The following is a 12,915-nucleotide window of genomic DNA, read 5'->3' as shown; positions in this document are numbered from 1 at the left end:
GCCGGCCCACCGCCCGCACGAGACGAGAGCAGAGACGAGACAATGGCACGCGGCAAGCTTCGGATCTACCTGGGTGCGGCACCGGGCGTCGGCAAGACGTACGCGATGCTGTCGGAGGCGCACCGGCGGGTGGAACGCGGCACCGACTGCGTGGTCGCGTTCGTCGAGCATCACGGCCGGCCGCGCACGGAGGTGATGCTGCACGGCCTGGAGGAGATGCCGCGCAAGGAGCTGGAGTACCGCGGCAGCGTCTTCACGGAGATGGACGTCGACGCGGTCCTGGCGCGTCGCCCGCAGGTCGCCCTGGTCGACGAGCTCGCCCACACGAACATCCCGGGCTCTCGCAACACCAAACGCTGGCAGGACGTGGAGGAACTGCTCGCGGCCGGCGTCGACGTCATATCCACGGTGAACATCCAGCACCTGGAGTCACTCGGTGACGTCGTCGAGTCCATCACCGGCATCCGGCAGCAGGAGACCGTGCCGGACGAGGTGGTGCGCCGGGCGGACCAGATCGAGCTGGTCGACATGTCGCCGCAGGCACTGCGCCGGCGCATGGCCCACGGCAACATCTACAAGCCCGACAAGGTCGACGCCGCTCTGTCGAACTACTTCCGCCCCGGAAACCTCACCGCGCTGCGGGAGCTGGCGCTGCTGTGGGTGGCCGACCGGGTCGACGAGTACCTGCAGCAGTACCGCAGCGAACACCGGGTCTCCAAGATCTGGGGCTCCCGCGAGCGGATCGTGGTGGGCCTGACCGGCGGCCCGGAGGGGCGCACGCTGATCCGGCGGGCCGCGCGGCTGGCGGAGAAGGGCGCCGGCGGCGAGGTCCTGGCGGTCTACATCGCCCGCAGCGACGGACTGACCTCGGCCTCCCCGAAGGAACTGGCAGTCCAGCGCACCCTTGTGGAGGACCTCGGCGGCACCTTCCACCACGTCGTCGGCGACGACGTCCCCGCCGCGCTGCTGGAGTTCGCGCGCGCCGTCAACGCCACCCAGATCGTCCTCGGCGTCTCCCGCCGCAAGAGCTGGCAGTACATCTTCGGGCCCGGTGTCGGCGCCACCGTCGCCCGCGACTCGGGGCCCGACCTGGACGTCCACCTGATCACCCACGACGAGGCCGGCAAGGGGCGCGGGCTGCCGGTCGCCAGGGGCGCACGGCTAGGTCGGCAGCGGATCGTCTGGGGCTGGCTGACCGGTGTGGCGGGCCCCGTGCTCCTCACCGTGCTGCTCAGCCATGTCGTGCCCGATGTGGGCCTGGCCAACGACATGCTGCTGTTCCTGACGCTGACGGTGGCGGCGGCGCTGCTGGGTGGCCTGCTTCCCGCCCTGGCCTCCGCCGCGGTGGGGTCGTTGCTGCTCAACTGGTTCTTCACGGAGCCGGTCCACACGCTGACGATCGCCGACCCGAAGAACATCGTCGCCATCGCTGTCTTCGTCGGCGTGGCCGTGTCGGTGGCGTCCGTGGTGGACCTGGCCGCGCGCCGCACCGAGCAGGCGGCCCGGCTGCGCGCCGAGTCGGAGATCCTCTCCTTCCTCGCCGGCAGTGTGCTACGCGGCGAGACCGGCCTGGATGAGCTGCTGGAGCGGGTGCGCGAGACCTTCGGCATGCGGTCGGTCGGCCTGCTGGAGCGGGAGAACGACACAGCGCCGTGGACCTGCGCGGGCCGGGTCGGTGACACCCCCGTCGTGGAGCGGCCCGAGGACGCCGACGTGGACGTGCCGGTGGGCGACCACATGGCACTGGCCCTGTCCGGCCGGGTGCTGCCCGCCTCGGACCGACGGGTTCTGTCCGCGTTCGCCGCCCAGGCCGCCGTCGTCCTGGACCGCCAGCGACTGCAGTCCGAGGCCGACCAGGCCAGGGAACTGGCCGAGGGCAACCGCATCCGCACCGCCCTGCTCGCCGCGGTCAGCCACGACCTGCGCACCCCGCTCGCCGGCATCAAGGCATCGGTGTCCAGCCTGCGTTCGGACGACGTCGAATGGTCCGAAGAGGACCGGGCCGATCTCCTGGAGGCGATCGAGGAGGGCGCGGACCGGCTGGACCACCTGGTCGGCAACCTGCTGGACATGTCCCGCCTGCAGACCGGCACCCTCGCCCCGCTCATCCGCGAGATCGACCTGGACGAGGTCGTCCCGCTGGCCCTGGGCGGCATCCCGGAACCCGACGAGACGGTCGACCTGGACATCCCCGAGACCCTGCCCATGGTGGCCACCGACAAGGGTCTGCTGGAGCGGGTCGTCGCCAACATCGTGGAGAACGCGGTCAAGTACAGCCCCGAGGACGAGCCGGTCCTGGTGGCGGCCAGCGCCATCGCCGACCGGGTCGAACTCCGCGTCGTGGACCGCGGACCGGGCGTCCCCGACGAGGCCAAGGACCGCATCTTCGCGCCCTTCCAGCGCTACGGGGACGCCCCGCGCGGCAACGGCGTGGGCCTCGGCCTCGCGGTCGCCCGCGGATTCGCCGAGGCCCTGGGCGGCACCCTCCACGCCGAGGACACCCCGGGCGGTGGTTTGACCATGGTGCTCAGCCTGCCGACCGCCGCAGAGCGTCAGCCGGTTCCCGCGAATCTCCCGGCGACTGCCACCTCGTAGTACACGCCGGGCCGGTGACGGTGACGCCGTCTCACTGGTCCAGCTCCGCGAACGTCTCCACGGCCCGGGTCTTCCCGGTGACGATGATGACGTCGCCCGGGTGGACCACCGTCTCGGCCGTGGCGTGGGTGAAGTCGGCGCCAGGGCGTTTGATGCCGACGACGGTCACGCCGTACGTGCTGCGCACCCGGCTCTCGCCGAGCGGCACTGCGCCGACGACCTTCGGGGCGAGGGTCTTGATGAGGGCGTAGTCGCTGTCGAAGGCGATGAAGTCGAGCATGCGGCCGGTGACGAGGTGGGCCACGCGCTCGCCCATGTCGTGCTCGGGCAGGACGACATGGTGGGCACCGATACGTTCCAGGATCTGGCCGTGCTGGCGGGTGGTGGCCCGGGCCCAGATGTGGGGGACGGCCGCGTCGACGAGGTTGGAGGTGGTCAGGATGCTGGCTTCCAGGTCGGTGCCGATGCCGACCACCACGCGGGAGAACTCCCCGACGCCGAGCTGCGCCAGAGCGGCGGGGTCGGTGCAGTCCGCGGCGGCGGCGTGGGTCAGCTCGTCGCCGACCTTCTGGACGAGGCCGGGGTCGGCGTCGACACCGAGCACGTCCCAGCCACGCCGGATCAGCTCTCCTGCCACGGACTGGCCGAAGCGGCCGAGTCCGATGACGGCGACCCGGGAGTCGCGGCGCGTGCGGCGGTCGGCGGCGGAGCGCCGAGGCCGGCGCATACGCAGGAAGTTGAGACGGTCAGCCAATGACGGGTCGCTCCTCGGGCAGGGTGTAGCGGCGGTCGCGCTGCCGCAGAGCGAGCGCGCTGGCGAGTGTGATCGGGCCGACGCGTCCGATGAACATCAGCACGACGATGGTCAGCTGGCCCGCTGCGGGAAGGTCCGCGGTGATGCCGGTGCTCAGGCCGACCGTGCCGAAGGCGGAGACGGCCTCGAACAGGACCGCCCCGGTCGGCAACCCGGTGACGGCGAGCAGGACCAGCGTGCCGAGTATGACGAGGCCCACGCCCAGCAGTGCCACGGTGAGTGCCTGGCGCAGTGTGGCACCGGAGACCCGGCGGCCCATGATGTCCGCCTCGGCGTGCCCGCGGATCTCGGCCAGGATCGCGGCCGCCAGCACCGCGAACGTGGTGACCTTGATGCCGCCCGCGGTGCCCGCGCTGGCGCCGCCGATGAACATCAGCACGCAGATGCCCAGCAGGGTCGCCGGTTCCATGGCACCGGTGTCCACGGTGCTGAAACCCGCGGTACGGGCACTGGCGGCGGTGAAGAACCCGTTCAGTACCTTGTCGCCCGAGCTCATGGGACCGAGGGTCGCCGCGTTGCTCCACTCCAGGCAGCAGGTCATGACCGTGCCGGCGGCGAGCAGGAGGGCGGAGGTGACGAGCGTGAGCCGGGTGTGCAGGGACCAGCGTCCCGTGCCGCCCCCCTGTGCCTTGTGGCTGCGCAGCAGTTCCAGCAGCACGGGGAAGCCGAGGGCGCCGAGCATGCAGGCGAGGGCGATCGGCAGCAGGATCCAGGGATCGTGCGCATAGCCGACGAGGTTGTCGTCGCGCAGGGCGAATCCGGCGTTGTTGAAGGCGGAGATCCCGTAGAAGATCCCGTGGTGGACGGCGTCCGCGACCGTCAGGCCGTGGCCGAAGCGGAAACGGAGCGCGAGCACGGCGGCCGTGGCGAGCTCGACGGCCAGCGTCGTACCGGCGATTCCCAGCAGCACCCGGCGGATACCACCGACACCCAGACCGCTGGTCTCCGTCTCGGCCTGTGTGGTGAGCTGCGTCCGCAGCCGCAGCCGGCCGGATACGAGCAGGGCCAGCAGCGACGCGAGCGTCATGATGCCGAATCCGCCGATCTGGATCAGCGCCAGGACCACGCCTTCGCCGAACGGGGACCAGTGGCTGCCGGTCCCCACGATGGACAGCCCGCCGCTGAGCGCACCCGCGGCGGTGAACAGAGCGGTCAGCGTGCTCGTGTCACGGCCGGGAGCGGTGGCGGCAGGCAGTGTCAGCAGGGCTGTCCCCAGCACGATGGCGAGCGCGAAGCCCGACACGACGCCGCGGGTGGGGTGGACGGCCAGCCGTGACCACCGGGCCCGCGTCGCACCCACGGCCACCAGCCACCTCCGATGTCCCGACGCCACACTTCGGCAGTGGCCTGATCGCATGGGCGGCCGGAAAGAGGCCGTCCTGGGCCAGCATCCCCGTCCGAACCGGAGTACGGAACGCGGCACGGCGTTAAGAAGGCGTCGGAATCCACCGAGGGGCAGGTCACGGCCTCGGATCACTGCGCGGCATCGTGCGTTTCGGCGGGGCGCGTACGGCGGTGCAGGAGCCGACCGTGCGCGGCTTCGGAATGGGTGACGACATAGACGTCGATCTCATCACCCGAGCCTTCGATGATGGTCTCGCCCACGCCTCGGGAGAACAGCTCCTTCAGGCGGCTGCGCCGGGTGGCACCGATGACGATCTGGGTGGCGTTGACCACCCGGGCGAAGTCCAGAACGCCCTGAGCCGTGTCGTCCCCGGTCACGGTATGGAAGCTGCCACCAAGCTCTTCCACCAGCGCACGCTGGTGATCCAGGAGGCCGGGGGAGCCGGTGACGAGCCCGTCACCCCGTACCACGTGGACGGCGAGGAACTCCCCGCCCGCCCCGCGCGAGGCGATCCGTTTGCCACGCCGGATGAGAGTGTCGCCCTCGGGCCCGCCCGACAACGCGACCAGCACCCGTTCCCGGATGCTCCACGGCTGCTGGATGCCGTGGCCCTCGCGGTAGCGCAGCAGGGCTTCCTCGACCCGGTCGGCGGCCCACAGCATGGCCAGCTCGCGCAGAGCGGTGAGATTCCCGAGGCGGAAGTAGTTCGACAGCGCCGCGTCGATCTTCTCCGGCGGGTAGATGTTGCCGTGCGCCATTCGACGGCGCAGCGCCTCGCCGGACATGTCCACCAGTTCGATCTGGTCGGCCTGCCGCACCACGTCGTCGGGGACGGTCTCGCGCTGCTTGACCCCGGCGATCTGCTCGACGACGTCGTTGAGTGATTCCAGGTGCTGGATGTTGACGGTGGAGATGACGTCGATGCCCGCGTCCAGCAGCTCCTTGATGTCCTGCCAGCGCTTCTCGTTGCGGCAGCCGGGGACGTTCGTATGGGCGAGCTCGTCGACCAGCGCGACCTGAGGGCGGCGGGCGAGGACGGCGTCGAGATCCATCTCGCTGAAGGAGGTGCCCCGGTAGGGCATGACTTTGCGGGGCACGGTCTCCAACCCCTCGGCCATCTGCCGGGTGATCGGCCTGCCGTAGTCCTCCACGAACCCGATGACCACGTCGGTGCCCCGCTTCGCCCGGCGCTGCCCTTCGCCGAGCATGTCGTACGTCTTGCCCACCCCGGGAGCCGCCCCGAGATAGACCCGCAGCTTGCCCCGTGGCATACATCCCTCCTTCCGGACGACCCGCCCCCTGCGTGACGCGCAGCGCTTTGGACGTCGCTCCGACGCCGAGCGGAGCACCGCTCTTCACCATGCTCGCTCCTGCAGCCGGCCGATGCGCTCGAGCCCGCAATGCGTGAGGGTGCAGCGACGGCGATGACTGCTCGGCAGCACGCAAGTCTGCCGGAACCACGGCGACCTGCATGACTCGTCAGACGGTCCGGGACAGAGCGGACCGATGTCCGGGTTCACGCGGCCGCCGCTCCGGCGGCACCGCCGCCCACCTGACCTCGGACCGCTGACGCACCGCGAGCCGCTCCTTGGCTGCCGGGAAGGCGTTCATCACCTGCCGCTTCAGGGCGGTGTTCGCCACGGTCAGATGCGCGAGGGCCAGTAGCCGGTCCGGGCCCCGTCGGAAGGATGCGAGGCCGTCGCGCCGCCTCTCCTTGACGGATGCCCGTACCCGCAAGCGTGGCCGGGACTGCGCGGAGGGTGATGAAACGCAGTTCGGTGAAAGGACGAGGGTTGCTCAGGAGATCCGAGCCCGCATCGCTCCCCGTCGGTCATAATGCCCGCAGGAGGTGAGCCGCCATGAGCGTCATGAGTGATCTGATCGAGCGGGGCGCTGTCCCCGAGGGATACCAGATCGAGGTCTTCGACGGAAGAGTGATCATGACGCCGCAGAGTCCGGAGCAGGACTGGACCGTCTCCGACGTCAAGGACGCGGTCAAGACTGCGGGCATTGCCCGCGAGCGGGTTTTCGGAGACGTCCTTATCACCTTCCCCGGGGAGAACGATGCGGCCCCCGACCTGACAGTCATCGGTTTCGACGCTGAACGTCGGAAGAACGGCTACTCGTGCGTCGACGTGCTCGCGGTCGTCGAGGTCCCCTCCGAGCCGGACGATGAGAAGGACTACGTGCGTAACGTCCGCAAGTACGGGCGTTACGGCATCGACGTCTACTTGATCGCCGACCCCTTCAAGAAGGCGGTCACGCTCATGACCGAGCCGCACGCCTCCGGGTACGGGCGGACCGTGGAGATCCCGTACGGCAGCCCGGTCGCCTTCACTCTGGCCACCGGGGAGCGCGTGACGATCGACACCAGCACGTTTCCCTCGCGCGACTCCCACGAGAGCTGACCCGCCCGCCCCAGTTGTCAGGCTGTCCCGGTCACGGCGCTTCTGCCGCGGGCGGCTTCAGCTCGGGCAGGTAGCCCTTTGCTCGGAGCCAGGCATCGAGGGCGAGGGCGACGAGGTCTCCGTGGGGGATGTCGGTTGGCCGGCCGGGCCGCCGGGTACCCGGTGACTTCCGTCGTACGAGACCGCGCCGAGGGACGGTACGCCATGACCGAGTACGAACGTTCACGCACCATGCCCGCGCAGCCGGAGCAGGTCTTCGACGAGGCCGCCGACGTGGGGCGGCTGGACAGCTGGATGCCCGCCGAGCTGCACGTGGAGGCCGAGGAGCTGCCCGCCGTCACCGTGCACGAGGACCGGACGGACGAGGACACCGCCGCCCTGTTGCGGGCCCGGCCGGACCAGATGCGGCTGGAGTGGGGCACCCGTGAGCAGGGGAGCTACGCCGGGTGGCTTCAGGTTGCCGGGATCGGTGCCGGGGCCAGTGAGGTGACGGTGCACCTGTCGTTCTTCGACGACAGCCATGACCCGGGCGAGGAGGCCGTGAGCAGCGCCCTGGACACGAGTCTGGCCCGTCTGGAGGAGCAGGTGCGGTTGCGGGTCGAGCACTCCGCCGGCTGACGGGGGTTCCGTATGTCATGGCAGGGGGAGCGGTACAGCATCGCCGCCCCTGGGCACGCCGGTGGGCGGGCAGCACCGGCCCCAGCCGACCGTGGCGCGGGCTCACCGGCGGGGGCCGACCCCGGCGTTCGGCTTGCGGGAGTGCGGGAAGACGAAAGAGGGAGACGCGGGGTGAGGTGCCCGGTGCCGGCGACGAGCGAGGAGGATGCGATGGAGCAGGTGACCGGAACGACGCGGCCGGAGCAGCGGATCGGCATCCGCACGTACGGCGAGGTCGACTCGGCGCTCAGCGGGCTGGTGGCCCGGCGCGGGGACAGTGCGCAGTTCTCCGCGGGGGAGGCGGTGGCCCTGGAGTGGGCGCTGGGGCGTACCGCCCGCTCGCCGATCACCGGCGTGGGCGCCGGAGACGTGCCGGACCTGCAACTGCTGACGGCGGAGGCCGACGCCACCGCCGTACGGCTGGAGGACCCCACTGCGCCGGCGGGCAACCGCGACTACTTCCGGGGCGTCTACGACGCCCTCGCCTGGATCTGCGGTCTGCGGGGCCGGCCCGTCTGACGGATCCGCGGTCCGCGTCGCCGGCCGGTGGTCCGAGCCGGTGCGCGGAGGCGGGTGGCTACTGCACCCGCCCCGCCGCGGGCTGCTCGTCCTCCTCGTCGGGGAGGTGGACGTCGTCGACGGCGATGTTGACCTCGACGACCTCCAGGCCGGTCATCCGCTCGATCGACGCGATGACGTTCTCGCGGACGTCGGAGGCGACGTCGGGGATGGCCAGCCCGTACTCGACGACGAGGTCGAGGTCCACGGCGCTCTGCCGTTCCCCGACCTCCACCTTGACGCCTCGTGTGACGCCGGGCCGTCGCCCGGGTACCCGTTCGCTCACCGCGCCCATGGTGCGGGCGAGGCCGCCGCCCAGGGCGTGCACGCCGGGCACCTCACGCGCGGCCATCCCGGCGATCTTCGCCACGACGTCGTCCGCGATGGTGGTCCTGCCCCGGGCGCCGGGCTCCGTCCCGCCGCCGCGGGCGGCCCCGCCTGCGCGTACCGCCGTACCGGTCGTCTCCGTCATGTCCAACCCGCCTCCTCGGGGCGCGCGGGGACCCGCCGTGCGGGAGGCCCGCCGCGACGCTCACGACTCCTTTCCAGGGTGCCCCGGGGCCACCTGGCCCGCCACCGCTGGCCGGGGGCCGCGTCGTACGGCAGCGGGAACCGCCGGCCGCCGTCCCCGTGAGGAACCACCGGGCGGTGAACCGGTGGCCCCGGGTCAAACGCCCGGGTGCCCAGGGGCGTTCGGGTCGGCGCGAACACACGTGACCTCCAGCGTCAGGTCCAGAACCCGCCCGGTCATCAGCCGGGAACCGGTGACACCGAAATCGGTGCGGTCGACCGAGGTGGTGGCGCGCACGGTGAACGCGTCGCCGAGAAGCTCGCAGCGCACGACCGTCAGCCGCACCGGCCTGGTCACCGCGCGGACGGTGAGCTGTCCGGAGACGGCGGTGGGGCTCACGTGATCGGAGACGAACGTGATGACGGGGTGGCGTTCGGCATGGAGGAACCGCTGCGACCGCACGGCGGCGTCCCGGACCGCGTTGCCGGTGCGGAAGCCGGCCGCGTCGATCTCGGCGCGCACGCTCGACTCGGCGAGCGGTTCGGCGACGTCGGCCGTGCCGGCGCGGAGGGTGAAGGTGCCGCGTACCGGCAGGAGGTTGAAGAGATGCCTGGTGCCGAAGGTGAGGGAAGAGCGGCCGGTGTCGATCGTGTACCGGCCGAGCCGGGGGATCGTGGTGACGTGGTTGCCGTCTGTCGCGTCCATAACTCCATTGCAGGGCAGGGGACATGGGGCGCGGCAGGGCGAGCGGTCGGTTCCGGGAGCGACGAACGACGGGGCCGCACACGACTTTCGTAGGGTGCGTCGGCGGTAAGGGTTTGCGGTGTTACGGGCGCGGGGAGGGGGCCGTGGTGGATTGCCCTACCGTGAGCGGCGCGAGGAGCGGGCCGTGGCTCCGCCGGCACCGGCTTGCGGTGGACGTGGCGATCGCGGTCGCCTTCGCCGTCGTCGACACCGGCGTGACCCTGGCCGGGGGCAGCTGGTGGCCGGACCGCCCGGACCCGCTCGCCTGGATCCTGCTCGGGGCGCAGGCGCTCGCCTGCGCCTCCCTGGCCCTGCGCCGGATCGCCCCGCTCACCGTCGTCGCTGTGCTCGGCCTGTTCACGCTGACGGTGACGCTGCTCATCGCACCGGCCGGCGTGCTGACCCCCGCCCACGAGGGCAACGTCTGGGCGCCCCACTCGACGGTGCTCGCCGCCTACGGTCCGCTGTTCCACCGGCGCGAGCGCAGGACGGCGTACCTCGCGCTCGCCGCCTTCACGCTCGTGGTCATGCGGCCCTGGGAGCCGTCCTTCACCGTCATGACGATCGGGCTGCTGCGCACCGCGGTCGGGCCGCTGCTCGCGCTGTACTTCGACGCCCGGCGGCGGATGGTCCGCGCCCTCGTCGAACGCGCCGAGCGTGCCGAAAGGGAACGCCATCTGCTGGCGGAGCAGGCCCGCGCCGAGGAACGCGCCCGGCTCGCCGCCGAGATGCACGACGTCGTCACCCACCGGGTGAGCCTCATGGTGCTCCAGGCCGGGGCGCTACGGGTGACCGCGCCGGACGAGCCGACCCGGCGGGCGGCGGAGGAACTGCGCGCCGCGGGCTGCCAGGCGCTGGACGAACTGCGGGATCTGGTGGGCATCCTGCGCACCGCTCCCGACGGCGACCGAACGCCCTCCGTGACCGGCTTCCCCGACCTCGTAGCGGAATCGCGCGCGGTCGGGACGCCCACCGAGCTGATCGAGTCCGGCGACCCGGCGCTCGCCTCCCCGGTGGTGGGCCGCACCGCGTACCGGGTGCTGCGGGAGGCGCTGACCAACGTGCGCAAGCACGCGCCCGGCGCCGAGGTGACCGTACGGGTGGAGTACGACGCCACGCGGGTGCGGCTCACCGTCCACAGCACGCCGCCCACCGCCGGACCGGACAGCGCCCTCACCGGCACCGGCTCCGGTCTGGGCATCGCCCAGCTGCGGCAGCGCATCGAGCTGCTGCACGGGACGCTGCGCGCCGGACCCCGGCCCGACGGCGGGTTCGGCGTCGAGGCGACGCTGCCGTCCTACGTCCCGACCCCGGAATCGGCGGTGTGAGCGTGGTCCGTGTGGTGGTGGTCGACGACGAGCCCATGGTGTGCGTGTTCCTGCGCACCATCCTCGGCTCGGCCGCGGACATCGAGGTCGTCGGCGAGGCGCACGACGGGGCGGCGGGCGTCGAGGCGGTCCGCCGCGGCCGCCCGGACGTCGTCCTGATGGACCTGCGCATGCCCGGCATGGACGGCCTGACCGCGATCGAGCACGTGGTCAGGCTCCCGGACGCGCCGCACATCGTGGTGCTGACGACCTTCGACGCCGATCAGTACGTGCTGCGCGCCCTGCGGGCCGGCGCGACCGGCTTCCTGGTCAAGTCCACCCCGCCCGAGGAGCTCATCGGCCTGGTCCGCACGGCCGCGCAGGGGCACACGGTCCTCTCACCGTCCGCCGCCCGCCGGCTGGTCGCCGCCTCCACGGACAGCCTGTCGGCCAGCGACCGCGCCCGCGAACTGGTCGCGGCCCTCACCGAACGCGAGGTGCAGGTCCTGGTGGGTCTGGGCGAGGGGCTGTCCAACGCGCGGATCGCGGCCCGCCTCCACCTGTCGGAGGCCACCGTGAAGGGGTATGTCTCGCGCACACTGGAGAAGCTGGGCTGCGTCAACCGCACCCAGGCGGGACTGCTGGCCCATGACGCGGGGATCGTCGGGACGTAGCGGGCACGTGGCCGCGCGGGAGACCGGGTTGTTGCTCGAACGACGGGTCCCTGGCGCCCGGTTGCGCCTGGCGGGGCTCTGCGGGGCTACTCCTCGAACAGCGGCTCCTGGCCGCCCAGTTGCGCCTCCTGCCGGACCCGCTTGTTCCGCGTGCCCACCACCACCGCCGTGCCGGCCGCCGCCACGCCGAGGGCGGCCGGGACCATCCAGCCGCGGTTCAGGCGGTCGCCGAGGACATGGTCGAGGGAGAGGCGGCCGGGGCCGGCGAGGGCGAGGCTCGTCGCGGCCAGGCCGAGGGTGGCGGGGTGCTCGTAGCCGCCCTCCTGGTTGAAGAAGCCGTTCGGGGCGTGCACCGCGCACGCGCCCGCCATCCCGCCGGCCGCCGCGGCGCCCGCCGCCGGGGTGGCCAGCCCCAGCGCCAGCAGGGTGCCGCCACCCCACTCCGCCAGTCCGGACATGGTGGCGCTCAGTTTGCCGGGCCGGTACCCGACGGACTCCATGAACTGGCCGGTGCCCTCGAGCCCGGCCCCGCCGAACCAGCCGAACAGCTTCTGCGCGCCGTGTGCGGCCAGTACCCCGCCGGTGCCCAGCCGGAGCAGGAGCAGACCCAGATCACGTCGGTCGTAGCACGTCACGATGTCTCCCGGTGCAGAAGTGGACTCCACCCCAGCCTCGCAGCCCGCCACCCACCCGGCCCTCCCTGGCAGCCGTTCGGGTGGCGGGGTGCCGGGGCCGGTGTGAGGGTGGCGTGCATGACGATTCAGACGGCCAAACTGAGCGATCCGGCGGTCCGCGCCTTCGTCGCCGCTGTCAACTCCCACGACCGCGAGGGCTTCATGACCCTCCTCGCACCCGGCGCCACCATGGCCGACGACGGCACGGACCGTGACCTCGCCGATTGGATCGACAGGGAGATCTTCTCCTCCAACGGCCACATGGATGTCGACAACGAGTCCAAGGGCGGCCGTTCCCTCATCGCCCGCTACCGCAACGACACCTGGGGCGAGATGCGCACGCGCTGGACGTTCAGCGTCGGCGACGACGGCAGGATCACCCGGTTCGAGACCGGACAGGCCTGAGCGTCAGGAGCGGACGGCCGGGCGGCGCCGTGAACGCGGCAGCCGTTCCTCGCCGGCCGGTCCGTCCCCCGCGGTCCCGCGCGAGGTCCCCCCTCCGGTCGCCGTGGAACGGCTGCCGCCCTCCCCCTGGCTGTGGCTGACGGGAGCCGGCTGCTCCAAGTGTGAAGTCCCTGTGTGGAGTTCCTGTGGAGGAGAGTCGAGCATAAGCTTGCCACCGGCGGCT

Annotated in this window: 14 protein-coding genes; 7 read left to right on the top strand and 7 right to left on the bottom strand. The window is 71.9% G+C overall.

The annotated features are described in order from the left end of the window. The first annotated feature begins 42 nt into the window (after positions 1–42). On the top strand, positions 43–2,595 hold the full coding sequence (locus tag ACIHCM_RS01890; protein ID WP_399887747.1) for a DUF4118 domain-containing protein: 2,553 nt from the start codon (positions 43–45) through the stop codon (positions 2,593–2,595). A 31-nt stretch (positions 2,596–2,626) separates the two neighbouring features. Here ACIHCM_RS01890 and ACIHCM_RS01885 read toward each other — a convergent pair whose 3' ends face one another. From ACIHCM_RS01885 to ACIHCM_RS01870, 4 genes are all read right to left on the bottom strand, one after another. Beyond that, positions 2,627–3,349 (bottom strand): potassium channel family protein, encoded by a 723-nt coding sequence (locus ACIHCM_RS01885; RefSeq protein WP_399887745.1) that lies wholly within the window; start codon positions 3,347–3,349, stop codon positions 2,627–2,629. Beyond that, a complete protein-coding gene (locus ACIHCM_RS01880; RefSeq protein ID WP_399887743.1) occupies positions 3,342–4,709 on the bottom strand; it encodes a TrkH family potassium uptake protein in 1,368 nt (455 codons plus the stop codon). Before ACIHCM_RS01880 ends, ACIHCM_RS01885 begins: the two co-directional genes overlap by 8 nt. Before the next feature lie 173 nt (positions 4,710–4,882). Then, on the bottom strand, positions 4,883–6,025 hold the full coding sequence (locus ACIHCM_RS01875; protein ID WP_399887741.1) for a universal stress protein: 1,143 nt from the start codon (positions 6,023–6,025) through the stop codon (positions 4,883–4,885). Between the two features lie 208 nt (positions 6,026–6,233). Further along, the gene (locus ACIHCM_RS01870) at positions 6,234–6,395 is read right to left on the bottom strand and encodes a hypothetical protein (RefSeq protein WP_399887739.1); all 162 of its coding nucleotides are present in this window, start codon (positions 6,393–6,395) and stop codon (positions 6,234–6,236) included. A 218-nt stretch (positions 6,396–6,613) separates the two neighbouring features. Here ACIHCM_RS01870 and ACIHCM_RS01865 point away from each other — a divergent pair, with 218 nt between their 5' ends. The 3 genes from ACIHCM_RS01865 to ACIHCM_RS01855 all read left to right on the top strand — a co-directional run bounded on the left by ACIHCM_RS01865 (position 6,614) and on the right by ACIHCM_RS01855 (position 8,338). Then, the gene (locus tag ACIHCM_RS01865) at positions 6,614–7,162 is read left to right on the top strand and encodes a Uma2 family endonuclease (protein WP_399887737.1); all 549 of its coding nucleotides are present in this window, start codon (positions 6,614–6,616) and stop codon (positions 7,160–7,162) included. A gap of 204 nt (positions 7,163–7,366) precedes the next feature. Continuing rightward, the gene (locus ACIHCM_RS01860) at positions 7,367–7,780 is read left to right on the top strand and encodes an SRPBCC family protein (RefSeq protein WP_399887734.1); all 414 of its coding nucleotides are present in this window, start codon (positions 7,367–7,369) and stop codon (positions 7,778–7,780) included. Between the two features lie 210 nt (positions 7,781–7,990). Then, positions 7,991–8,338 (top strand): hypothetical protein, encoded by a 348-nt coding sequence (locus ACIHCM_RS01855; protein ID WP_399887732.1) that lies wholly within the window; start codon positions 7,991–7,993, stop codon positions 8,336–8,338. 58 nt (positions 8,339–8,396) lie between these two features. Here ACIHCM_RS01855 and ACIHCM_RS01850 read toward each other — a convergent pair whose 3' ends face one another. Both ACIHCM_RS01850 and ACIHCM_RS01845 read right to left on the bottom strand, forming a co-directional pair. Continuing rightward, positions 8,397–8,849 (bottom strand): Asp23/Gls24 family envelope stress response protein, encoded by a 453-nt coding sequence (locus ACIHCM_RS01850; RefSeq protein ID WP_399887730.1) that lies wholly within the window; start codon positions 8,847–8,849, stop codon positions 8,397–8,399. Between the two features lie 195 nt (positions 8,850–9,044). Further along, complete coding sequence (locus ACIHCM_RS01845; protein WP_399887728.1) at positions 9,045–9,593, bottom strand: YceI family protein; 549 nt, start codon at positions 9,591–9,593, stop codon at positions 9,045–9,047. A gap of 161 nt (positions 9,594–9,754) precedes the next feature. On the opposite strand from ACIHCM_RS01845, the gene ACIHCM_RS01840 reads away from it, so the two are divergent. Beyond that, positions 9,755–10,960, top strand: coding sequence for a sensor histidine kinase (locus tag ACIHCM_RS01840; RefSeq protein ID WP_399887726.1), 1,206 nt, complete (start codon positions 9,755–9,757; stop codon positions 10,958–10,960). Between the two features lie 2 nt (positions 10,961–10,962). Beyond that, positions 10,963–11,613 (top strand): response regulator, encoded by a 651-nt coding sequence (locus tag ACIHCM_RS01835; RefSeq protein ID WP_399888691.1) that lies wholly within the window; start codon positions 10,963–10,965, stop codon positions 11,611–11,613. An 86-nt stretch (positions 11,614–11,699) separates the two neighbouring features. Here ACIHCM_RS01835 and ACIHCM_RS01830 read toward each other — a convergent pair whose 3' ends face one another. Next, the gene (locus tag ACIHCM_RS01830; RefSeq protein WP_399887724.1) at positions 11,700–12,248 is read right to left on the bottom strand and encodes a DoxX family protein; all 549 of its coding nucleotides are present in this window, start codon (positions 12,246–12,248) and stop codon (positions 11,700–11,702) included. A gap of 117 nt (positions 12,249–12,365) precedes the next feature. Here ACIHCM_RS01830 and ACIHCM_RS01825 point away from each other — a divergent pair, with 117 nt between their 5' ends. Beyond that, a complete protein-coding gene (locus ACIHCM_RS01825; RefSeq protein WP_399887722.1) occupies positions 12,366–12,692 on the top strand; it encodes a nuclear transport factor 2 family protein in 327 nt (108 codons plus the stop codon). Positions 12,693–12,915 lie beyond the last annotated feature (223 nt).

This window comes from Streptomyces sp. NPDC052023, assembly GCF_044548465.1.
Lineage (GTDB): Bacteria > Actinomycetota > Actinomycetes > Streptomycetales > Streptomycetaceae > Streptomyces.
The sequence above is the reverse complement of the archived record's forward strand: the minus strand, read 5'-3'. Positions and strand labels throughout refer to the sequence as shown.